22 protein-coding genes are annotated in these 22008 nt (G+C 71.6%); 9 read left to right on the forward strand and 13 right to left on the reverse strand.

The window, feature by feature from the left end:
- Positions 1-25 precede the first annotated feature (25 nt).
- Positions 26-517, reverse strand: coding sequence for a hypothetical protein (locus HD597_RS37235; protein ID WP_253748483.1), 492 nt, complete (start codon positions 515-517; stop codon positions 26-28).
- Positions 518-724: 207 nt separating this feature from the next.
- Here HD597_RS37235 and HD597_RS37240 point away from each other — a divergent pair, with 207 nt between their 5' ends.
- Positions 725-1366, forward strand: a complete 642-nt coding sequence (locus HD597_RS37240; RefSeq protein WP_253748485.1) for a GntR family transcriptional regulator — start codon at positions 725-727, stop codon at positions 1364-1366.
- A gap of 54 nt (positions 1367-1420) precedes the next feature.
- On the opposite strand, the gene HD597_RS37245 is transcribed toward HD597_RS37240, so the two are convergent.
- Positions 1421-2293: an NAD(P)-dependent oxidoreductase gene (locus HD597_RS37245; protein ID WP_253748487.1), complete on the reverse strand. Its 873-nt coding sequence runs from the start codon at positions 2291-2293 to the stop codon at positions 1421-1423.
- Positions 2294-2433: 140 nt separating this feature from the next.
- Here HD597_RS37245 and HD597_RS37250 point away from each other — a divergent pair, with 140 nt between their 5' ends.
- Genes HD597_RS37250 through HD597_RS37265 form a run of 4 tightly spaced genes read left to right on the forward strand, consistent with a single transcriptional unit; the run spans position 2434 to position 5873 of the window.
- The gene (locus tag HD597_RS37250; protein ID WP_253748489.1) at positions 2434-3165 is read left to right on the forward strand and encodes a PIG-L deacetylase family protein; all 732 of its coding nucleotides are present in this window, start codon (positions 2434-2436) and stop codon (positions 3163-3165) included.
- Positions 3162-3854, forward strand: a complete 693-nt coding sequence (locus HD597_RS37255) for a 4-carboxy-4-hydroxy-2-oxoadipate aldolase/oxaloacetate decarboxylase (RefSeq protein ID WP_253748491.1) — start codon at positions 3162-3164, stop codon at positions 3852-3854. Before HD597_RS37250 ends, HD597_RS37255 begins: the two co-directional genes overlap by 4 nt.
- Positions 3844-4920 (forward strand): 4-oxalomesaconate tautomerase, encoded by a 1077-nt coding sequence (locus HD597_RS37260; protein WP_253748493.1) that lies wholly within the window; start codon positions 3844-3846, stop codon positions 4918-4920. Before HD597_RS37255 ends, HD597_RS37260 begins: the two co-directional genes overlap by 11 nt.
- Positions 4917-5873 (forward strand): catechol 2,3-dioxygenase, encoded by a 957-nt coding sequence (locus HD597_RS37265; RefSeq protein ID WP_253748495.1) that lies wholly within the window; start codon positions 4917-4919, stop codon positions 5871-5873. Before HD597_RS37260 ends, HD597_RS37265 begins: the two co-directional genes overlap by 4 nt.
- Here HD597_RS37265 and HD597_RS37270 read toward each other — a convergent pair.
- The 5 genes from HD597_RS37270 to HD597_RS37290 form a co-directional block, all read right to left on the reverse strand.
- Positions 5860-6276, reverse strand: a complete 417-nt coding sequence (locus HD597_RS37270; protein ID WP_253748497.1) for a cupin domain-containing protein — start codon at positions 6274-6276, stop codon at positions 5860-5862. The genes HD597_RS37265 and HD597_RS37270 overlap by 14 nt on opposite strands.
- A gap of 8 nt (positions 6277-6284) precedes the next feature.
- Entirely contained in the window at positions 6285-7100 is an 816-nt protein-coding gene (locus tag HD597_RS37275) for a phosphoenolpyruvate hydrolase family protein (protein WP_253748499.1), read from the reverse strand.
- On the reverse strand, positions 7097-8422 hold the full coding sequence (locus tag HD597_RS37280) for a Tm-1-like ATP-binding domain-containing protein (RefSeq protein WP_253748501.1): 1326 nt from the start codon (positions 8420-8422) through the stop codon (positions 7097-7099). Before HD597_RS37280 ends, HD597_RS37275 begins: the two co-directional genes overlap by 4 nt.
- Before the next feature lie 66 nt (positions 8423-8488).
- Positions 8489-8827 carry a luciferase domain-containing protein gene (locus HD597_RS37285; protein ID WP_253759616.1) on the reverse strand — a complete coding sequence of 113 codons (339 nt, stop codon included), beginning with the start codon at positions 8825-8827 and terminating at the stop codon, positions 8489-8491.
- Between the two features lie 61 nt (positions 8828-8888).
- Complete coding sequence (locus HD597_RS37290; protein ID WP_253748503.1) at positions 8889-9473, reverse strand: helix-turn-helix domain-containing protein; 585 nt, start codon at positions 9471-9473, stop codon at positions 8889-8891.
- Between the two features lie 109 nt (positions 9474-9582).
- Here HD597_RS37290 and HD597_RS37295 point away from each other — a divergent pair, with 109 nt between their 5' ends.
- The 3 genes from HD597_RS37295 to HD597_RS37305 all read left to right on the forward strand — a co-directional run bounded on the left by HD597_RS37295 (position 9583) and on the right by HD597_RS37305 (position 13854).
- Positions 9583-11043 carry an NCS1 family nucleobase:cation symporter-1 gene (locus tag HD597_RS37295; protein WP_253748505.1) on the forward strand — a complete coding sequence of 487 codons (1461 nt, stop codon included), beginning with the start codon at positions 9583-9585 and terminating at the stop codon, positions 11041-11043.
- The gene (locus HD597_RS37300) at positions 11040-11768 is read left to right on the forward strand and encodes an aspartate/glutamate racemase family protein (RefSeq protein WP_253748506.1); all 729 of its coding nucleotides are present in this window, start codon (positions 11040-11042) and stop codon (positions 11766-11768) included. The genes HD597_RS37295 and HD597_RS37300 overlap by 4 nt, the downstream gene beginning before the upstream one ends.
- 124 nt (positions 11769-11892) lie before the next feature.
- On the forward strand, positions 11893-13854 hold the full coding sequence (locus HD597_RS37305) for a glycosyl hydrolase family 18 protein (protein WP_253748508.1): 1962 nt from the start codon (positions 11893-11895) through the stop codon (positions 13852-13854).
- Between the two features lie 52 nt (positions 13855-13906).
- Here HD597_RS37305 and HD597_RS37310 read toward each other — a convergent pair whose 3' ends face one another.
- Positions 13907-14752, reverse strand: coding sequence for an aldo/keto reductase (locus tag HD597_RS37310; protein WP_253748510.1), 846 nt, complete (start codon positions 14750-14752; stop codon positions 13907-13909).
- 186 nt (positions 14753-14938) lie between these two features.
- On the opposite strand from HD597_RS37310, the gene HD597_RS37315 reads away from it, so the two are divergent.
- Positions 14939-16438, forward strand: a complete 1500-nt coding sequence (locus HD597_RS37315) for a M28 family metallopeptidase (protein ID WP_253748512.1) — start codon at positions 14939-14941, stop codon at positions 16436-16438.
- A gap of 90 nt (positions 16439-16528) precedes the next feature.
- Here the strand turns inward: HD597_RS37315 and HD597_RS37320 are convergent, their stop codons facing one another.
- The 5 genes from HD597_RS37320 to HD597_RS37340 are packed head-to-tail and all read right to left on the reverse strand — an operon-like array spanning position 16529 to position 21873.
- A complete protein-coding gene (locus HD597_RS37320; protein ID WP_253748515.1) occupies positions 16529-17899 on the reverse strand; it encodes a sulfatase family protein in 1371 nt (456 codons plus the stop codon).
- Positions 17900-17912: 13 nt separating this feature from the next.
- Positions 17913-18722 (reverse strand): carbohydrate ABC transporter permease, encoded by an 810-nt coding sequence (locus tag HD597_RS37325; RefSeq protein ID WP_253748517.1) that lies wholly within the window; start codon positions 18720-18722, stop codon positions 17913-17915.
- A complete protein-coding gene (locus HD597_RS37330) occupies positions 18722-19594 on the reverse strand; it encodes a carbohydrate ABC transporter permease (RefSeq protein WP_253748519.1) in 873 nt (290 codons plus the stop codon). The genes HD597_RS37325 and HD597_RS37330 overlap by 1 nt, the downstream gene beginning before the upstream one ends.
- Positions 19591-20856, reverse strand: coding sequence for a sugar ABC transporter substrate-binding protein (locus tag HD597_RS37335; protein WP_253748521.1), 1266 nt, complete (start codon positions 20854-20856; stop codon positions 19591-19593). Before HD597_RS37335 ends, HD597_RS37330 begins: the two co-directional genes overlap by 4 nt.
- A gap of 15 nt (positions 20857-20871) precedes the next feature.
- Positions 20872-21873 carry a LacI family DNA-binding transcriptional regulator gene (locus HD597_RS37340; RefSeq protein ID WP_253748523.1) on the reverse strand — a complete coding sequence of 334 codons (1002 nt, stop codon included), beginning with the start codon at positions 21871-21873 and terminating at the stop codon, positions 20872-20874.
- Between the last annotated feature and the right edge of the window lie 135 nt (positions 21874-22008).

Below are 22008 nucleotides of genomic sequence, written 5' to 3' on the forward strand. Positions count from 1 at the left end.
TTGTCTGACACGCACGTGATCGGCATCAGCGCACCGCCCCGGTCGCCGGGAACCAGTGCAGCTCGGCCAGCGGCTCGGCGCTGTCGGGCACCTCCAGGTAGGCCAGGTGGCGCAGGAACCGGCTGAACACGACGGCCGCCGGGGTGCGCTCGACGTGCCCCGTGATGACGTGCATCAGGTGGCCGCCCTCGGGCACCTCGACCCGCAGGTAGCGGGCCACCCGGTCCAGCCCGTACTGGACGACGGCCTCGTCGGCCAGCATGCGGATGTGTTTGCACGCGTAGCCGTGCAGCGCGCCGCACGGCCGGTTGTTGTTGGTGCTGCAGCTCAGCGCGTGGGTGCCCGCGGTGATCGACGAGACGTAGACCCGCTCGATGTCGGATCCGCTCGACACGACCCCCTGGAGCCGGCCGTCGGCCAGCTCGACGAAGGGCACCTTGGCGAGTTTGCGCGGCTCGACGGGTGGCACCACCCGGACCACGCTGCGCTGCTCCCACGCGGTTTTGTCCGCGTCCACGACCTCAGAACCTCCCGCCCGCCGGCTCGTCGGCGCAGGCGGAAGTGCCCGCGCCCGTGCGGCCGGCTGATCAATTGCTTCGGGAACTTACCGGAGGCCACCGACAGACTCGGGGCAAATGATCAAAGCGCCCGGCGGGTCAGGACGCGCGCCATCCGGTGGGGATTGTCCATAATATTGTCCACCAAGGACACCGAGGAGGATCTCGTGAGCTCAGGGCCCCCGAGCGCGCAGACGCTGACCGACCGGGTCAGGGCGGCCATACTCGGCGGGGACTTCGTGCCCAACCAGCGGCTGGTCGAGGCGGACGTCTGCGAGCAGTTCGGCGCGCCGCGCGCCGCCGTGCGCGAGACGTTCAAGGAGCTCGCCGGGGAAGGGCTGGTCGAGATCCTACGCAACAAGGGCGCCCGCGTCCGGGCGATCTCGAAGGCGGAGGCCATCGAGATCACCGAGGTGCGGATGGTGCTGGAGGGCCTGTCGGCCGCCAAGGCCGCCGAGCGGGTCACGCCCGAGCAGGCCGCGCGGCTCCGCGAGATCGTCATCGGCATGCGGGCGGCGGTGGAGCGCAACGACCTGGACCGGTATTCCGAGCTCAACGCCGCGCTGCACGCCACGATCCGCCGGATCGCCGAGCACCGCACGTCCGCGGCCATCATCGAGCGGCTGGGGGCGCAGGTGGTGCGGCACAAGTTCCGGCTGGCCCGGCAGCCGGGGCGGGCCGCGGTGTCGCTGCCGCAGCACGAGCTGATCGTGGCGGCCATCGTGGCCGGCGACCCGGAGGCGGCCCAGACGGCCATGCAGCAGCACCTGCGCAGCGTGGCCAAGGCCCTGGAGGCCACCCCCGACTGACCTCTCCCGCCCCGGGACGGCGGCCAGCCGATCGCGACACGGCCCGGACGGCCCTCACCCGGTCGCCGCACGGCCCGGGCGGCCGTCACCCGGTCCTGAGGCGCCGCCCGGGGCCGGGACGGGCGGGACGCCGGTGCGGGTGGCCTGGTCGAGGGTGGCGGTCGTGGCCCGCGTCATGGTGTCCGGCACGCCGAGCGACTCCAGCATGCGCGTGGCGGCCTCCATCTCGTGCACCCGCCGTACGCCGTGCTGCCCCGCGCCCTCGATCAGCCGCACCACGAACTCCTCGTCGGCCGCCGTGACCGTCTCCAGCAGATGCCCCCAGAACCACTCCCCCAGCCCGGCCTCCTCCGCCGCGCGCCGCGACTCGATGACCAGCGCGCTCAGGCCCTTGACCAGCACGCTGCGCAGCAGCTTCCTGGCGGCCGCGTCGCCGGGCGGGCCGCCGATCGGCGTCACGGACATGCCGAGGCCGCCCGCGACGGCGGCGAACCGGTCCGCCCCTGGCCCGCTGGCCAGGACGGGGGTCGCCAGGCCGCGCAGCGGGACCGGAGCCATGATCGCGCCGTCCACGACCGCCGCCCCGGCCGGCTCCAGCAACTCGGCGATCCGCCGCTTGTCGCCGGGCGCGCCGGTGGACAGGTCGGCGTAGAGCGCTCCCGGTTGGAGGTGGGGCCGGGATTCGGCACAGGCGGCGAGGCTGTCGGCGCCCGTGGTGACGGCGAGGACGAGGTCGGCCCCGCGTACGGCGTCGGCGTTGCGCGCCACCAGCTCGCACGCGTCAGGCAGGCGCGTCTCCCCGTCGTGGGAGCCGCCCGGCGGGTACGCGGGGTCGTACACGCGCAGCGGTACCCTTCCGGCCAGTCCAGCGGCGAGAATATGACCGACCTCGCCGTAACCGAGCAGCGCCACCCGGGGTGCGTCCATGACGTCATCCTCTCACCCATGCCCACATCGTTGACAATATTGTGCAATAGCCAGCAGAAGAGCCGACAAACGCCCACCAGAAGCGACATTGGCGATGAAAGTGTTGACAATCTGGTCGTCGCGCTCCTAGCGTCAGCGGCGTGACCTCTTCTCGTACCCTGTTGGTGATCAGTGCCCACGCCGGTGACTTCGTCTGGCGCGCGGGCGGCGCGATAGCCCTGGCCACGAGCCGCGGCGAGCGCGCCAAGGTGGTGTGCCTCAGCTACGGTGAGCGCGGCGAGTCCGCGAAGGCGTGGCGCGCGGGCAGGACACTGGAGGAGATCAAGGCGATCAGGCGCGAGGAGGCGGAGAACGCCGCCGCCGAGCTGGGCGCCGAGATCGAGTTCCTCGACGCGGGCGACTACCCCCTGGTGGAGAGCCGGGAGCTGGTGGACCGGCTGGTCCGGGTCTACCGCGACGTGGTGCCCGACGTGGTGCTGACGCACACCCTGGCCGACCCGTACAACGGGGACCACCCGGCGGCGGCCCGGATGGCCCTGCAGGCGCGGGTGCTGGCGCAGGCGATCGGCTACGAGGCGCCCGGCGAGCCGCTCGGCGCGCCCCCGGTGTTCTTCTTCGAGCCGCACCAGCCCGAGCAGTGCGACTTCAGGCCGGAGGTGCTGCTCGACATCACCCCCGTGTTCGACAGGAAGCGCAAGGCGATGGAGTGCCTGCCCGCCCAGCAGCACATGTGGGACTACTACACCGACCTGGCCAAGCGCCGCGGCGTGCAGCTCAGGCGCAACGCGGGCCCGAACCTCGGCCTGGCGCACGACACCGTGGGCGAGGCGTACATGCGGCTGTACCCGCAGGTCACGGACGTGCTGTCGTGAGGAACGTGGTCGTCACCGGCATCCCGCGCGCCGACCTCGGCCGCATCGACGCCCTGGCCGGGTACGGCGTCGCGACCGTGCACGAGGCCCTCGGCCGCACCGGCTACCTGGGCCCCGGCCTGCGCCCCGCCTGGCCGGGCGCCAGGACGGGCGGGAACGCGGTCACCGTGCTGTCCTGGCCCGGCGACAACCTGATGATCCACGTCGCGGTCGAGCAGTGCCGCGAGGGCGACATCCTGGTCGTCGCCACGACGTCGCCGTCCACGGACGGCATGTTCGGCGAGCTGTTCGCGACCGCGCTGCGCCATCGCGGGGTGCGCGGGGTGGTGATCGACGCGGGCGTGCGCGACGTGGCCGAGCTGCGCGCCATGGGCTTCCCCGCCTGGAGCGCGGCCGTCAGCGCGCAGGGCACCGTGAAGGCGACCCCCGGCGCGGTGAACGTGCCGATCACGATCGGCGGGCAGCTCGTCAGGCCGGGCGACACGATCCTCGCAGACGACGACGGCGTGCTCGTCTGCCCGCGCGAGGAGCTCGACCGGGCCGTCGCCGCGTCCGCCGCCCGCGCGGAGAAGGAGGCCGCCACGCGCGAGGCGTTCCTGAAGGGCGAGCTCGGCCTCGACCGGTACGGCCTGCGCGAGCGCCTGCCCGGGCTGGGCATCACCTACGAGGAGTACGACGGTGACCGATGACGGGGTGCGCTGCATGCTGATGCGCGGCGGCACCTCCAAGGGCGCGTACTTCCTGGCCGGCGACCTCCCGGACGACCCGGCGGAGCGCGACGACCTGCTGCTGCGCGTCCTCGGCAGCCCCGACCCGCGCCAGATCGACGGCATCGGCGGCGCGCACCTGCTGACCAGCAAGGTCGCCGTCGTCTCGGCGAGCGCGGACCCGTCGGCCGACGTGGACTACCTCTTCCTCCAGGTCGCCGTGGACGAGCCGGTCGTCTCCGGCCGCCAGAACTGCGGCAACCTCCTGGCCGGCGTGGGGCCGTTCGCCGTGGAGCGCGGCCTCGTCGAGCCCCGCGGAGACCGCGCCGACGTGCGCATCCGCCTGGTCAACACCGGCGGCTGCGCCACCGCGAGCTTCCCGGCCCCCGGCGGCCGGGTCGACTACCGGGGCGGCACCGCCATCTCCGGCGTGCCGGGCACGGCCGCCGCCGTCGTGCTCGGCTTCGAGGACACGGCGGGCTCGGCGACCGGCGGGCTGCTGCCGACAGGGCGCGTGATGGACGTGATCGACGGCATCGAGGTGACCTGCGTCGACAACGGCATGCCGGTCGTCGTCGCGGCGGCCTCCGACCTGGGCGTCACCGGTTACGAGTCCCACCAGGAGCTGGCGGAGGACCGCGCCCTGCTCGACCGCGTCCAGTCGCTGCGGCTCCAGGCCGGCAAGCTGATGGGGCTCGGCGACGTGCGTGCCGAGCCGGTGCCGAAGACCACGCTCGTCGCCCCGCCCAGGGACGGCGGAGCGCTGTGCACCCGCACCTTCATCCCGGTCCGCCCGCACGCGGCCATCGGGGTGCTGGGCGCCGTCAGCGTCGTCACGGCCGCGCTGCTGCCGGGCGGCGTGGCCAGGCGGCACGCCCGCCTGCCCGAGGGCAGCCGGTTCGACGTCGAGCACCCCACCGGCCACCTGGAGGTCGAGGTGGAGCTCGACCTGTCCACCGACCCGCCGTCCGCGCTGCGGGCGGCCAGCGTGCGCACCGCGCGCAAGCTCTTCGACGGAACGGTCTACCCCCGGGGAGGAACTCCGTGAACGCCCTGCTGCACGACGTCGCCCACCTCGGCCACGTCGAACTGCTCACCCCCCGGCCTGAGCGGAGCCTGTGGTTCTTCACCGAGATCCTCGGCATGACGGCCGCGGGCCAGGACGGCGACTCGGTACATCTGCGCACGTACGACGACTACGAGCACCACAGCCTGACGCTCACCGCGCACCACACCTCGGGCATCCGCGCGACCGGCCTGCGGGCGAGCAGCCAGGAGGCACTCGACCGCAGGGTGCTGGCGATCAAGGACGCGGGGCTGGGCCTCGGCTGGCGCGACGGCGAGCCGGGCCGCGGCCCGACGTACGCCTTCCACGACCCCGACGGCCACGAGCTGCGGCTGTACTGGGAGTCGGAGTGGTACGAGGCCCCAGAGGAGTTGCGCCCGGCGTTGAAGAACCAGCCGCAGGCCTTCCCCGGCCACGGCGTCGGCGTGCGCCGACTCGACCACGTCAACTTCCTGGCCGCCGAGGCCGCGGCGAACGGCGCGTTCGTCCGCGACGTGCTCGGCGCGCGCGTCACCGAGCAGATCATGCTGGACTCCGGCCGGATCGCCGCCCAGTGGCTGCACTTCGGCAACAAGTCGTACGACCTCGTCTACACCGACGACCGGTCGGGCTCCTCCGGCCGGCTGCACCACCTCGCCTTCGCCACCAACTCCCGCGAGGACATCCTGCGCGCGGCCGACATCTGCCTGGAGAACGACGTCTTCATCGAGACGGGCCCGCACAAGCACGCGATCCAGCAGACGTTCTTCCTGTACGTCTACGAGCCCGGCGGCAACCGCGTCGAGCTGTGCAACCCGCTGACCAGGCTCATCCTGGCCCCCGACTGGCGGACCATCACGTGGACGGAGGCCGAGCGCGCCAAGGGCCAGGCGTGGGGCCTGCAGACGATCGCCTCCTTCCACACCCACGGGACGCCCCCGGTCACCCCGGCTTGACGGCCTCCCAGGCGGGATGCTCGCCGGGCGCCAGCTCCAGGAAGTCCGGCAGGTCGCGCAGCGCCTCCTCGGCGCCGCCCGGCGTGTACGTGGCGATGATCCGCATGGGGCGCCACCCGGTGTTGAACGTCGAGTGCAGGGTCCCCATCGGGATGTAGACGGCGTCGCCGGCCGTGACCTCGAACTCGGGCCCGTCGCCGACCGTCTGCCGCCCCTGTCCTTCGACGATGTAGAGCACCTCGTCGGAGAAGGGGTGCTGGTGGCGGTCGTGCCCCTGGCCCGGGTTGATCACGACCTCGCCGAACGTGGACGAGGCGCCGGGCACCGTGCCGGGCGTCACGTGCCACTTGATCGAGCCCCAGCCGAACACCATGGTCGGCACGTCGTCCGCTCTGCGGTGCATGAGTTCTCCTAGAGGCTCTTGAAGGCGCGCAACTGGTCGGCGATGGCCCGCTCGGCGGGCAGGCGCTCCATGGAGGAGGCGCCGAAGAAGCCCGCGACGCCGGTGGTGCGCGCCTGGATGTAGGCGACGTCGTCGGGCTCGGCGATCGGGCCGCCGTGGCACAGGACGATGACGTCCGGATTCACGGCCACGGCGGCGTCGCGCATCTCCTGGACGCGCGCGGCCGACTCGTCCAGCGTGAGGGCGGTCCTGGCGCCGATGCTGCCCTTGGTCGTCAGGCCCATGTGCGGCACGATGACGTCGGCGCCCGCTCGCGCCATGGCCGTGGCCTGCTCGGGGGTGAAGACGTACGGGGCGGTGAGCAGGCCGCGCTCGGCGGCCAGCCGGATCATCTCGATCTCCAGGTCGAACCCCATGCCGGTCTCCTCCAGGTTCGCCCGGAAGACGCCGTCGATGAGGCCGACGGTGGGGAAGTTCTGGACGCCGGTGAAGCCCATGGCCCTGAGCTGGTCGAGGAACTGCGGCATGAGCCGGAACGGGTCGGTGCCGCAGACGCCGGCCAGGACGGGGGTGTCCTTGACGACCGGCAGCACCTCACCGGCCATCTCGACCACGATCGCGTTGGCGTCCCCGTACGGCAGCAGCCCCGCCAGCGAGCCGCGCCCGGCCATCCTGAACCGGCCCGAGTTGTAGATGATGATCAGGTCCACGCCGCCGATCTCGGCCGCCTTGGCCGACAGCCCGGTGCCCGCGCCCGCCCCGATGACGAGCCGGCCGGCCTTCCGCTCGGCCCTGAGCCTGCCGAGTGCCTCGTCGCGGTTCATGCCGCCCCTTTCTGGATCAGCTCGTGCAACCGGTCGGCGGCGGCGACCGCGAACCGGGGCCGGTTGATGTCGTCCTCGCTCTCCACCACCTGGACGTCGCCGCCCGCCACCGCCCCCAGCACGGCCGCGAAGCAGGCGGCGTCGGCCTCTGGGTCGTGGAACGGCCCGCCTTCGACGTCCACGGCCGAGACGCCGCCGCGCGGCACGAACAGCGCCACGGGCCCGGTGGCCGCGACCAGCTTCGCGCCGATCTCCCGGCCGATCGCGGCGCACTCCTGCGGTGTCGTCCGCATGAGCGTCACGGTCGGGTTGTGCACCAGCAGGCGCCGCTGCCCGAACCGCTCGGGCACGCTCTCGATGGGGCCGAAGTTCACCATGTCCACCGCGCCCAGGCTGACGACCTGCGGCACGCCGGCCGCCCCGGCTGCGGTCAGGCGGCCGGGGCCCGCCGACAGCACGCCGCCCACGAGCTCGTCGGCCAGCTCGGTGGTGGTGAGGTCGAGCACCCCGGCGAAGTAGCCGTCCCTGACCAGGGCCTCCATGGCGCGCCCGCCAGAGCCGGTGGCGTGGAAGACGACCACCTCGTAGCCCAGCTCCTCCAGCCGGGCCCTGGCTGCGTTCACGGCGGGGGTGGTCACGCCGAACATGGTGGCGGCGACCAAGGGCCTGTCCCCGCGGGGGGACTCGCGGCGGGACTCGCGGGGGGACTCGCGGGGGGACTCGCGGCGGCGGTCGTCGTAGGCGGCGGCCATCGCCGCGATCGCCGCCGCCGCGTTGCCCAGGATCGGGCGGGAGATCGCGTTGATCCCCGCGACGTCGACGACGCTGTACATGAGCGTCACGTCGCTCTGCCCCACGTAGGGGGAGACGTCGCCGCTCGCCATGGTGGAGACCAGCAGCTTGGGCACCCCCACGGGCAGCGCCGCCATCGCGGCCGCCGCGATCGAGGAGCCGCCGCTGCCGCCGAGCGCCAGCACGCCGCTCAGCCGGCCGCGCTCCCACAGCTCCCGGCTGATCCTCGCGGCTCCCGCCGCCATGACGCGCAGGGCCGCGCCGCGGTCGCCGTCGCTCCTGAGCCGGTCGAGGCTCACCCCGCCCGCCTCGGCCACGGCCGCCGCCCCGATGTCGGGCGCCACGCCCGCGACCCCGGCCCCCGCGCCCGCGACCTCCGCGACCTCCGCGACGCCCGCTCGAAGGTCGGGATCGCCCATGACGCCCGCGTCGAGCAGCACGACCTCCTGCCCCGCCGCCCTGACGAGGTCACGGACGAAGGCGTACTCCACGCCCTTGGTGTCGAGGGTCCCGAGCAGTAACACGGCCATGACCGACCTCCTCCGGGGTTCGCTGCCACCCAGCAACCTCCCCCACCCGGCGGGCCGTCACGCCTCTCAGGGCACGTGCGCCTTGATCGCCACGCTGGTCAGGGCGAGCAGCAGCTCCAGGTCCGGCTCGGCGTCCACGTACACGGCCACCCAGGCCTGGTCCTCGCACGCCTGCACCTGCTCGCACGTGCTCAGGTAGGGCCGCAGCCGGTCGATGGCCGGGGCGGTCAGGCGCACCTGCACCTCGTCGGCGCCGCGGAGCCTGACGATCTCGGTGCCGCACACGGTGAACGTCGTGCCGCGCCGGCCGTCGCTCACCGCCAGCGCGGGCCACGACCTCAGCTCCGCCACGGCCCGGGCGACGTACGGCCCCCGGCGTACAGCTTCCCGCCGCCAGGCGGTCATCCCTGCCACACCCCCATGCTGAGGGATGCGCCCGCGAACGTCAGTGCCCGTTCCGCAACCGTTATCCGGCGTGCACGATCAGCCAGACGGCGACCGCGGTGACGGTGTCCGAGCGGTTGCCGATGATGTGCGGCCGGCTGCACGGGAACGTGATCGAGTCGCCCGCCGCCAGCGTGACGGCCTCCGACTCGAACTCGATCGTCAGCTCCCCCGCCGTCACCGTGCCGACCTCGTACCCTTCGTGCCGCAGGAACTGCCCGTGGGCGGTGGAGACCGCGTGCGGCGGGTAGGTGGACTCGAAGAACTCGACGTCGGGCGTGGGCCCCGGCGACAGCCGCCGGAACGTCACTCCCCCGCCGAGCCGGATCGGCGGCACCTCGCCCGCCCGCCTGACGGTGAAGCCGGGCGGCGCCTGCCTGTGCTCCGCCGCGTCGAACACGGCCGCCAGCGGCACGCCGACGGCCGACACGTACGCGATCAGCCGGCTCACCGAGGGCCGCATGGTGCCCCGCTCGATCTGCGACACGGCGCTGGCCGAGATGCCCAGCTCGCGGGCCACCGCCCGCAGTGACTTGCCGGACCGCTCGCGCAGCTCCCTGAGCCGCCGGCCGAGCCGCTCGCTGCTGACCGCCTCGGGGTCGTCCATAACCTCCGTCACAGGGCTTTAACACGGGCGCAATCGGGGGATCGCTCCATGAAGTGTTAAGTGATGACTTAACACCGTCCGGCGCCCCTACCCCCCAAGGATGCCGCAGATGACCCAGCCCACCGTCGCCCAGGCCCCGCCCTACGACCCCCGGCTCACCAACGAGGATCTCGCCCCGCTCCGCAAGCAGACGTGGTCGTCGTACAACATCTTCGCCTTCTGGATGTCCGACGTGCACAGCGTCGGCGGCTACGTGACCGCGGGCAGCCTGTTCGCGCTGGGCCTGGCGAGCTGGCAGGTGCTGTTCGCGCTGCTGGCCGGCATCGTCATCGTCAACGTCTTCTGCAACCTGGTGGCCAGGCCCAGCCAGGTCACCGGGGTGCCGTACCCGGTGATCAACCGGGCCGTCTTCGGGGTGCTCGGCGCGAACATCCCGGCCATCGTGCGCGGCGCGATCGCGATCGCCTGGTACGGCGTGCAGACGTACCTGGCCTCGCAGTCGCTGATCATCATCTTCCTCAAGTTCTGGCCGGCCACGGCCGCGCTGAACGAGCCGCGCTTCCTCGGGCTGTCCGTGCTCGGCTACCTCTGTTACGCCATCCTGTGGGTGGCGCAGGCGGCGGTGTTCTGGCGGGGCATGGACGCGATCCGCCGTTTCGTGGACTGGGCCGGGCCCGCCGTGTACGTGGTCATGGTCGTGCTGGCGGTCTACCTGGTGAGCCAGGCGGGCTGGGAGAACATCAGCCTGGACCTGTCGCAGGGCCGGAGCCTCGGGTTCGCCGAGTCGATCCCCGTGATGCTGAGCGCGATCGCGCTGGTCGTGTCGTACTTCTCCGGCCCGATGCTGAACTTCGGCGACTTCTCCCGCTACGGCCGCTCGTTCGAGGCCGTCAAGCGCGGCAACTTCCTCGGCCTGCCGATCAACTTCCTGTTCTTCTCGCTGCTGACGGTGATCACCGCGTCGGCCACGGTGCCGGTCTTCGGGGAGCTGATCACCGACCCGATCCAGACGGTGCAGCGCATCGACACGCCGTTCGCGATCCTGCTGGGCGGCCTGACCTTCGTGATCGCCACGGTCGGCATCAACATCGTGGCGAACTTCATCTCACCGGCCTTCGACTTCTCCAACGTCAGCCCGCAGCGCATCAGCTGGCGCACCGGCGGCATGATCGCCGCCGTCGGCTCGGTGCTGCTGACGCCCTGGAACTGGTACGGCGACCCGGACGCCATCCACTACACGCTCGGCCTGCTGGGGGCGCTGATCGGGCCGCTGTTCGGCATCCTGATCGCCGGTTACTACGTCTGCGCGCGGCAGCGGGTGTCGGTGGACGAGCTGTTCACCATGGATCCGGGCGGGCGGTACTGGTTCGACCGGGGTTACAACCGCAACGCCGTCTGGGCCACGGTGCTCAGCGGCGTGCCCGCCATCGCCTCGGTCCTGGTGCCGAAGCTGGTCACGGCCGCCGATCTGACGTGGATCGCCGACTACAGCTGGTTCCTGGGCTGCGGGCTGGGGTTCGTGGCGATGGTCGCGCTGGAGCGCCGCACTCCCCGGATCGTCCCCGCATGACCCACGTCCGCGTCATCAATCCGAACACCGCCCTGGCCATGACCGCCGCCATCGGTCGTTGCGCCAGGGCGGTGGCGTCCCCGGCGACCACCGTGACGGCCGTGAGCCCGGCCATGGGGCCGGAGTCGATCGAGAGCCACTACGACGAGGCGCTGGCCGTGCCGGGCGTGCTGGCCGAGATCGCGGCCGGCGAGCGGGAGGGGGTGGACGCGTACGTCATCGCCTGCTTCGGCGACCCCGGACTGGACGCCGCCCGCGAGCTGGCCACCGGCCCCGTGATCGGCGTCGCGGAGGCCGCCATGCACGCCGCCACGCTGGTCGGCCGGAGCTTCAGCGTGGTCACCACGCTGTCCAGGACGACCGGCAGGGCGTGGGAGCTGGCCCACCGGTACGGCTTCGCCGCCGCCTGCAAGGGGGTGCACGCCTGCGACATCCCGGTCCTGTCCCTGGAGGAGCCGCCCGCCAGGCAGGCGGTGATCGAGCTGTGCGCGGCGGCGCTCGACGGCGACGGGAGCGACGCGGTCGTGCTGGGCTGCGCGGGCATGGCGGACTTCTGCGCCGAGGCGTCGCGGGCCACGGGCGCGCCGGTGATCGACGGGGTGGGCGCGGCCACCCGCTTCGCCGAGTCGCTGGTCGCACTCGGCCTGCGGACGAGCACCCGCGGCGAGTACGCCAGGCCCCTGCCCAAGCGTTACTCCGGTTTACTGCGCGATTTCACGATCTGAGCGACATGTATTGACTCGTTCCGCAGGTTGGGGATACCGTCGGCCCATAACTAAAAGGAAACTTTACTAATAGTTTCCTAGGCATCCCACCCCCCACACACCCCCCAACGGATGTCGGAGCATCATGAGACACACCATCCTGAGCAAGGTCCTCGCCGGGCTGGCGGCGTTGGCGCTGCCGCTCACCGCGGCGGTCGTCGCCCCGCCGACGGCCTCCGCCTCCTCGGCCGTACGGGCCGTCCAGGCCGACTGGGCGGCCTGGACGGCGTACGCGGCGGGAGCGCGCGTCACCTACAACGGCGTCGAGTACGAATGCCTCCAGGCCCACACCTCCCAGCCCGGCTGGGAGCCCCCGAACGTGCCGGCCCTGTGGAAGGTCGCCACCGGCGGCGGCACCGACACCACCGCGCCCAGCGTGCCCGGCAACCTGCGCTCCACGGGCGTGACCAACACCAGCGTCACCCTGGCCTGGAACGCCGCCACCGACAACGTGGCCGTCACCGGCTACGAGATCTACCGCGGCGGCACCCTGGTCACCACCGTGACCGGCACCTCGCACACCGACACCGGCCTGGCCGCGAACACCGCCTACAGCTACACCGTGCGCGCCCGCGACGCCGCCGGCAACCGCTCCGCCAACAGCAACACCGCCACCGCCACCACCACGGGCGGCGGCGGCACGGACACCACCGCGCCGACCGTGCCGGGCAACCTCCGCTCGACCGGCGTCTCGAACAGCAGCGTCTCCCTCGCCTGGGACGCCTCCTCCGACAACGTGGCCGTCACCGGCTACGAGATCTACCGCGGCGGCACCCTGGTCACCACCGTGACCGGCACCACCCACACCGACACCGGCCTGGCCGCGAACACCGCCTACAGCTACACCGTGCGCGCCCGCGACGCCGCCGGCAACCGCTCCGCCAACAGCAACGCCGCCACCGCCACGACCACGGGCGGCAACGGCGGCGGCGGGAACAAGGTGCTCGGCTACTTCGTGCAGTGGGGCGTCTACCAGCGCGCCTACCACGTCAAGAACATCGACACCAGCGGCTCGGCGGCCAAGCTCACCCACATCAACTACGCCTTCGGCAACGTGCAGAACGGCCAGTGCACGATCGGCGACAGCTACGCCGACTACGACCGCTTCTACCAGGCGGGCGAGAGCGTGGACGGCGTCGCCGACACCTGGGACGCCGGCGCGCTGCGCGGCAACTTCAACCAGCTCCGCAAGCTCAAGAAGAAGTACCCGAACCTGAAGGTGCTCTTCTCCTTCGGCGGCTGGACCTGGTCCGGCGGCTTCGGCCAGGCCGCGCAGAACCCGGCCGCGTTCGCCGAGTCCTGCTACCGGCTGGTCGAGGACCCGCGCTGGGCGGACGTGTTCGACGGCATCGACATCGACTGGGAGTACCCGAACGCCTGCGGACTGACCTGCGACACCAGCGGCCCCGCCGCGTTCAGGAACTTGATGTCGGCGCTGCGCGCCCGCTTCGGCTCCGGCAACCTGGTCACCGCCGCGATCACCGCCGACGGCACCGACGGCGGCAAGATCGACGCGGCCGACTACGGCGGCGCGGCGCAGTACCTGGACTGGTACAACGTCATGACCTACGACTTCTTCGGCGCCTGGGCGGCGCAGGGCCCGACGGCCCCGCACTCGCCTCTCACGTCCTACACCGGCATCCCGATCGCCGGCTTCCACTCCGACAGCGCGATCCAGAAGCTCAAGAGCAAGGGCGTGCCGGCGAGCAAGCTGCTGCTCGGCATCGGCTTCTACGGCCGCGGCTGGACCGGCGTCACGCAGGCCGCGCCGGGCGGCACGGCCACGGGTCCCGCGCCGGGCACGTTCGAGCAGGGCATCGAGGACTACAAGGTGCTCAAGACGCGCTGCCCGGCCACGGGCACGGTCGCGGGCACGGCGTACGCGCACTGCGGCAACCAGTGGTGGAGCTACGACACGCCGGCCACGATCGGCGGCAAGATGAGCTACTCGAAGAACCAGGGCCTCGGCGGCGCGTTCTTCTGGGAGCTCAGCGGCGACACCACGAACGGCGAGCTGATCACGGCCATGCGCAACGGCCTGGGCTGACCCGCTGAAGACCGGGGCCGGCCCTCCGCGCCTGAGGGCCGGCCCTCTCCGTTCAGCCCAGCTCGGTGAGCTGCTCGGCCGTCAGCTCCACGGTCGAGGCGCCCAGGTTCTCCTCCAGGTGCGCGATCGACGACGTGCCGGGGATGGGCAGCACCATCGGCGAGCGGGCCAGCAGCCAGGCCAGGCTGACCTGCGACGGCGTGACCCCGAGCGCCTTGGCCACGTGCTCCACCGGGCTGCCCGGCCCGGTCAGGGCGCCCTTGGCGACGGGGCTGTAGGGGATGAAGACGACGCCCTGCTCCGTGCAGTGGTCGAGGACCGGCTCGGAGAAGCGGTTGGTGAGGTTGTAGCGGTTCTGCACGGAGACGATCCCGGTGACGCGGCGCGCCCGCTCCAGCTCCTCCACGCTCACCTCCGACAGCCCGACCTCGGCGATCTTGCCCTCGTCGCGCAGCGCGCCGAGCTCGCCGACCTGGTCCTCCAGCGGCACCTGCGGGTCGATGCGGTGGAGCTGCAGCAGGTCGAGGCGCTCCACGCCGAGCCTGCGCAGGCTCATCTCGACCTCCTGCCGCAGGTACTCGGGCCGTCCCACCGGGTGCCACTGGCCGGGGCCGGTGCGCACGAAACCGGCCTTGGTGGCGATCAGCAGCCCCTCCGGGTACGGGTGCAGGGCCTCGCGGATGAGCTCCTCGTTGACGTACGGGCCGTACGAGTCGGCCGTGTCGATGAAGTTCACGCCCAGTTCGACGACCCGGCGCAGCACCCGCACGGCCGCGTCGCGGTCGGCGGGCGGCCCCCAGACGCCCGGCCCCGTCAGGCTCATGGCTCCGTAGCCGAGGCGGTGCACGGTCTTGCCGCCGATGGCCAGCGTGCCGGTGGACGGGAGCGAAATGGACATGTGGTTCCTCACCTCGACTTGCGACGTTCCAAGTCCGTGATGCAACGGATACGTGGTCACTCTTCCCTACCACGTGCCCCATGAATACGTTTCGGGACATCTGCGCTTTTTGGCCTGGTTCTTCCGAGGAGCACCATGAGTTCCCGTTCACGAAAAGGGTTGGTCAGCGCCATCACCGCCGCGGCCGTGATCCTCTCTCCGGTCGCCTTCACCGCGCCGGCCGAGGCCCACGGAGGCAGGGGCCACGTCCAGAAGCTGGTCAAGGCCGTCTCCGGCAAGAACGTCAAGAAACACCTGTGGGCGTTGCAGGCCATCGCGAACGCCCACGGCGGCACCCGCGTCTCCGGCACCCCCGGCTTCGACGCCTCCCGTGACTACGTGGCGCACAAGCTGCGCCGCGCCGGGTACGACGTGACGATCCAGCCGTTCGCGTTCACCTTCGACGGCTACATCACCCCGCCGGTCCTCAAGCGGACCAGCGGGGAGCAGAAGACGTACACCTACGGGTTCTTCAGCGACTACGTCGCCATGCAGGACTCCCCCGCCGGCTCCGTCAGCGGCACGCTGCAGGCCGTGGACCTCGTGCTGCCGCCCGGGCCCGCCGCCAACTCCTCGTCGTCGGGGTGCGAGGCGAGCGACTTCGCCGGGTTCACGGCCGGCAACATCGCGCTGATGCAGCGCGGCACCTGCAACTTCCGCATCAAGGTGGACAACGCCATCGCCGCCGGAGCCTCGGCCGCCATCGTGTTCAACGAGGGGCAGCCGGGCCGTACCGAGATCGACCTGAACCCGACGCTCGGCGGGCCCGGCGTGACGATCCCCTCGTTCTTCACCAGCTTCGAGGTCGGCAACGAGCTGGCCGCCACGGCGGGCACCACCGTCCAGATGAACTGGGACCCGATCGTGGAGACCAGGACCACCTACAACGTGATCGCCCAGAGCAGGAAGGGCGACCCGGACAACGTCGTCATGCTGGGCGCCCACCTGGACAGCGTCCAGGAGGGGCCGGGCATCAACGACAACGGGTCGGGCAGTGCGGGCATCCTCGAAGTGGCGCTGCAGATGGCCAGGACCAAGCCGAAGAACCAGCTGCGCTTCGCGTTCTGGGGGGCCGAGGAGTTCGGGCTGCTCGGGTCGCAGCACTACGTGAACGCGCTGACCCCCGAGGAGCGGGCGAAGATCGGCCTGTACCTCAACTTCGACATGATCGCCTCGCCGAACTACACCTTCGGCATCTACGACGGTGACGGCGACGCCTTCGGCACCGCCGGGCCCGCCGGGTCCGACGTGATCGAGGAGGACTTCGAGAAGTTCTTCGCCGGGCGCGGCCTGCCGTTCACGGCGACCGCCTTCACCGGGCGCTCGGACTACGGGCCGTTCATCGCGGTCGGGATCCCGTCCGGCGGGCTGTTCACCGGGGCCGAGGTGCTCAAGACCGAGGCGGAGGCGGCGATCTTCGGCGGCACGGCCGGGATCCCGCTCGACCCCTGCTACCACAGCGTCTGCGACACGATCCGCAACATCAGCGACCGTGCCCTGGACGTGAACTCGGACGCGATCGCGACGCTGGCGGGCACGTACGCGTTCGACACGGGCACGATCGGCGCCACCGCGCCGGCCCCGGCCGCCCGGAGCGCCGAGGAGGCGCACGCGCACACGCACGAGCCCGCGGACTCCGCGAGCTGACCCCGCTGACGTGGCGCCCGCACCGGGTGCGGGCGCCACGTCACGCAGGGGCCGGCGCCGGTCAGGTCACGCGGGGGCCGGCCGGTCAGGTCAGGAGGCGGGGCGCGGCTGGTGGCCGTACCGGACGGGCTTGGGGCCGCGCAGGCGGACCTCCGGGTCGGGCATCGCCTGCTCGCGGCCCGCCCGCGCCACCGCCGGCTCGACGACCGGCTCGCCGCCCTCGGCCTCGGCGATCCGCCGCACCAGCCTCTCCCGCAGCTCCGCGGCCACGCCCGCGTGCGAGGCGTAGCCCGCCAGGTTGACCAGCTCGTGCGGGTCGTTCTCCAGGTCGTACAGGGCCTGCTCGCGGTAGGCGGGAGCGCCCGGGTCGTCCCAGGGGTGGGCGTCCTCGGCGACGGCGTAGTACTTCCACCGCGCCGTACGGATCCCGCGCCCCACCTCCGACTCGCTCACCTGGAAGAACACCTCCTCGGGCCAGGACGCGCGCCGTGGATCGCGCACCAGCGGCAGGAACGAGCGACCCTGCATGTCGGAGGGCACCGGCAGCCCGGCCGCCTCCAGCAGCGTGGGCGGCAGGTCGAGGGTGCTGACCGGGCGGGAGATGGCGCCGCCGCCGTCGAAGCCGGGGCCGCGCAGCGCGAGCGGCACGCGCAGGGACGCGTCGTGGCAGGAGCGCTTGTACTCGCCGTTGCGCGTCTTGAAGTGGTTGCCGTGGTCGGAGGTGTACGCCACGATCGTGTCGTCCAGCAGGTCCAGGCTGCGCAGCGCGTCCAGCAGCCGCCCAAGCCCTTCGTCCAGGCGCTTGACCTGCCCCAGGTAGCCGCCCATGTGCTGGTGGGCCGTGCCGCCGAGCGCGGCCAGGTCCGGCGGCATCCAGCGGCCCTGGTAGCGCTCCTCGTAGCCGTCGGGGGCCGGGTAGTTGTCCACCTCGTTCTGGTGGTGCGGCTCCAGGAGCGACAGGAACAGGTAGAACGGCTCGTCGGCGTGGTCGGCCACGAAGCGGACGGCCGCGTCCACGAGCGCGTCGGAGCGGTAGCCGGGCAGCAGGACCGGCTCGTTCGCCTCGTCGTAGACGATGGTCCGGTACGCGTCGGAGGTGTGCTCCAGCGCGTTGGCCGCCAGCCACGACCGGTAGCCGCCACGCCGGTCCTCGGGCACCGGCTCGGTGCCGGCCAGGTGCCACTTGCCGATGTAGCCGGTGGCGTAGCCGGCCGCGCCGAAGTGGTGGGCCAGCGTGCGCTCCTCGGGGGGCAGCACGCGGCCGTTGCGGTAGACGCCGGTCGTGGTCGGGTAGCGGCCCGTCTGGAGCGCCGCACGGGCGGGGGCGCACACCGGCTGCGGGGTGAGCGCGACCGTCGCCTGCGTGCCGTGCCTGGCCATTCTGTCGAGGTTCGGGGTGAAGGGGCCGACGGTGTCCCACCGCTGCTGGTCGGTGAAGACGACGATCACGTTCGGGCGCAAAACGGAAGACTCCTTATTTCAGACCGGTCAGGGCGATGCCCCGGACGAAGTATCTCTGGGTGAGGACGAACAGGACGGCGGTGGGCACGAAGAGGATCACCGAGCCGGCGGCCGTGAGGTGCCACAGCGTGAAGTACTCCTGGTTGAACAGGGTGAGCCCGACCGGAATGGTGCGCATCTCGGGCGTGGACGTGGCGACCAGCGGCCAGAGGAACTCGTTCCACTGGAAGACGAACGTGAACAGCCCGAGCACGGCCAGCGCCGGCCGCGTCTGCGGCAGGATGACGCTCCAGTAGACGCGCAGCTCGGAGGCCCCGTCGATGCGCGCCGCGCTGATCAGGTCGTCGGGGATGGGCTGGATGAACTGCCGCATGAGGAAGATGCCGAACGCGTCCATCAGGAACGGCGTGATGAGCCCCTGGTACGTGTTCAGCCACCCCATGTTGGCCATGAGCACGTACAGCGGGATCATCCGCACGAAGAACGGCACCATCAGCGTGGCCAGCAGCGCCACGAACAGCGTGTTGCGCAGCGGGAAGCGGAACTTGGCGAACACGTACCCGACGAGCGGGTCGAACACCAGGTGCGCCAGCGTGATGGCCCCGGCCACCACCAGGCTGTTGACGATGAAGTTCCCGAACGGCGCCCGGACGAACAGCTCGGCGTAGTTGCCCCACTGCGGCGACTCCGGCACGAGCACGGCCTCGGCCGCCAGCGTCTCGGCCTCCGTCTGCAGGGAGAGCGAGAGCATGTAGAGCAGCGGCACGACCGTGATCAGCGAGGCCAGGCCGAGCAGCGTGTAGAGCAGCGCCTTGCGCAGCATCAGTACGTCACCTCCCCGCGCCGGCCGGCCCTGAGCTGGATCACGGTGAACACCACGATCACGATCAGCAGCAGCACCGACTGCGCCGAGGAGTAGCCGAAGTCCCTGGTGCGGAAGGCGACGTTGAAGATGTGGAAGACCGACAGGTCGGTGGCGTCGCCGGGGCCGCCGCCGGTGATGATGTACGCCTGCCCGAACGCCTGGAGCCCCGAGATGACCGCCATCACCGACACGAAGAGCGTGGTCGGCGCGAGCAGCGGCAGCGTGATCCGCCAGAAGCGGCGCCAGGCGTCCGCCCCGTCGATCTTCGCGGCCTCGTGGTACGTCTCGGGGATGCCCTGCAGCCCGGCCAGGAACAGCACCATCGTGTAGCCGACGCTCTGCCAGAGCGTGACGGCGGCGATCGTGAGCAGCGGCGCGGTGTTCAGCCACTGCTGCGTGGGCAGGCCGGCCGCCATCAGCACCCGGTTCAGCACGCCGAGCTCGGGGTCGAGGATGTTGCGCCACAGCAGCCCGACGATCGCGACGGAGGTCAGGTACGGCACGAGCAGCACCACCCGGAAGACCACCCGGCCCCTGAGCGGCTGGTCGATGGCCAGCGCCAGCGCCAGCCCGAGGACGATCGAGCCGGCCACCACCATGACCGAGAAGCCCGCCGTGACCAGGAACGAGTGCTGCACCGCCGGGTCGGCCAGGGCCTGGGAGTATTTGCCCAGGCCCGTCCACTGGTCGGCCATCGGCCCGGTGCGGAAGCTGGTGGCCACCACGTTGCCGATCGGCAGGTAGAAGAAGGCCGCGAAGAACAGGATCGCCGGGAGCAGGAACAGGTAGGCCGTCCTGGCGTAGCGGCCTTGAAGCGTGCGGGCCCTCACTTGAGGAAGCCCTCCGCGGCCTCGGCGAAGGTGTCGAGCGCCTCGGCGGCCGGCTTGTTCTGGATGAGCACCTGCTGGTACATGACCTTGAGCTGCTCCTCCCACTTGCCGAGCTGCCCGGTCAGGCGCACCTCCTGGGAGGAGTCCCTGGCGGTCGGCAGCGCGTCGGCGAAGACCTTGGTGACGGGATCGGACTGCACCTCGGGCAGATCCACCCAGGACTTGCGCGGCATGAGCATGCCGGTCTCCTTGGTGGCGGCCTGCTCGACCTGCAGCGCCGTGACGCGCTTGATGAAGTCCCACGACAGCTCGGGCCTGGTGGCCTTGGCGGGCACGAACATGCTGACGCCGGCCGCCTGCGTGGCCGCCGTCTTGTTCTTCAGCGGCGGCGCCACGCCGAGCTCGATGTCGGGGCTGGTCTTCCTGATCGGGTCGAGGTCCCACGGCCCCGTGAGGATCATCGCGGCACGCTTGGCGGAGAACAGCTTCTGCGGGCCGGAGTAGTCGGTGCCGGCCACCGGCACCGGCGCCACCTTGTGCTTGTGCACGAGGTCGGCCTGGAACTGCAGGGCGGCGACCGCGTCCGCGCGCGGCTCCATGATCGCCTTGGTCTCCAGGTCGTACGGGGTGACGCCGGCCTGCACCATCCACGGCCACATGTAGGTGTAGTCCTGGTTGAGCGCGACGCCGTACACGCCGTCCTTGGTCAGCTTCCTGGCCGCGTCGAGGAACTCCTCCCAGGTGGTCGGCGCCTCCAGGCCGGCCTCGCGCAGCATGCCCTGGTTGTAGATCAGGGTGTTGCAGGTCAGGTGGAGCTGCACGCCGTACACCTTGCCCTGGTAGGAGTTGCGCTCGACGGTCACCGGCTGCCAGTCGGCGGGGAAGCCCATCGCCTGGCCGTCGCGGTCGACGAAGTCCTGAAGCGAGCGCGCGTTGCCGGACACCGCGAACTCCTGCACCCACCCGCCGGGCTCCTCCACCAGGTCGGGCACGGTGCCGGAGGCGAAGTCGGCCAGCAGCCTGGTCCGCAGGTCGGGCCACTGGTACTTCTGCATGTTGACCTTGACCTTGTTGGCCTGCTCGAACTCGGCGATCACCTTGCGATAGGCCTGGTAGTCGTGGCCCGCGTTCCAGTAGACGGTGAAGGTGCCCGGCGCGGCGCTCTGCGTGGCCGGCGCGCCCGCGCAGGACGACAGGACCGGGACGGCGGCGGCGGCCCCGACGAGGCGGAGCAGGTCACGGCGTGAGGGGTGGGAGGACATCTGGGTGATTCCCTTCTAGGACGAGCCCCGCCGCACGAAGGTCCACGAACGGACGATCTCGCGGGCGGGTGGCGGCTCATCGGCCTGGAGGCGGTCGAAGAGCAGGCGTACGACGTCGGTGTAGTCGTGGCGGAGCGGACCGACGGTGCTGAGCTGCGGATTGCTGATGAGACCCTCGTCGATGTTGCCGACGCCGACGATGGCGACGTCGTCCGGCACGCTGAGCCCGAGGTCCCTGGCGGCCCAGATCGCGCTGATCGCCGCCCGGTCGGAGGCGGCGAAGATCGCGTCGGGCCGGTCGGGCGAGCCGAGCAGCTCGGTCGCCGTCTGGTACGCGGCCACGCGGTCGTCGGCGCCGCCGGTGACGATGCGCTCCTTGACGCCGTGCCGTTCCAGCGCGGTGGTGTAGCCGAGCAGCCGCCCGACGGGCTTGTCGCGGTAGACCTCGAAGCGGTGCGCCATGTAGGCGATGCGCCGCCGGCCGGTCTCCAGCAGGTGCTCGACGGCCTCGGCGCAGGCCTCCGCCTCGGGCGTGCGGACGAGGTCGCAGCCCTGCAGCCCGCTCTCGTTGCCCAGCACCACCATCGGCAGCCCGGTGGCGGCCAGCCCGGCGAGCAGGTCGTGGGCGAGGTGGTCGCCGGCGACGTGGATCAGCGCGCCGTCGGCGATGCCGCCGCGCAGCACCTCGACGGCCGCCTGGGCACGCGCCTCGTCGTAGACGGAGAGCGTGACCACCGAGTAGCCGCGCGCGTCGGCCATCTCGTGCAGGTCCGTCGCCAGCCGCACGTCGGCGGGCACGCCGCCGAGCGAGCTCAGCACCAGGCACACCCGCTGGGTGCGGCGCTTGCGCAGGCTCCTGGCGGCCTGGTTGGGGGTGTAGCCGAGCTGCCTGGCGGCGTCGAGCACCCGTTGCCTGGTCTCGGCGGCGACGGGACGGTCCTTGCCGCTGAGCACGTAGGAGACGGTCGCCACTGACACGTTCGCCAGCTCGGCCACTTGTCGCGCTGTTGGTCTCATGTTAGTCGAATAACCTAGCATTCCCTACTGGGATATGGGGAATCTGATCCGCTGGATCTCGGCGGATGGGCACGCGGAGGAGAAGTCTTCACCTGGAAGTGGCTGGTTGGTGTTAAACGATTAACACCATATTTC

This window comes from Nonomuraea thailandensis (genome assembly GCF_024172165.1).
GTDB lineage: Bacteria > Actinomycetota > Actinomycetes > Streptosporangiales > Streptosporangiaceae > Nonomuraea > Nonomuraea thailandensis.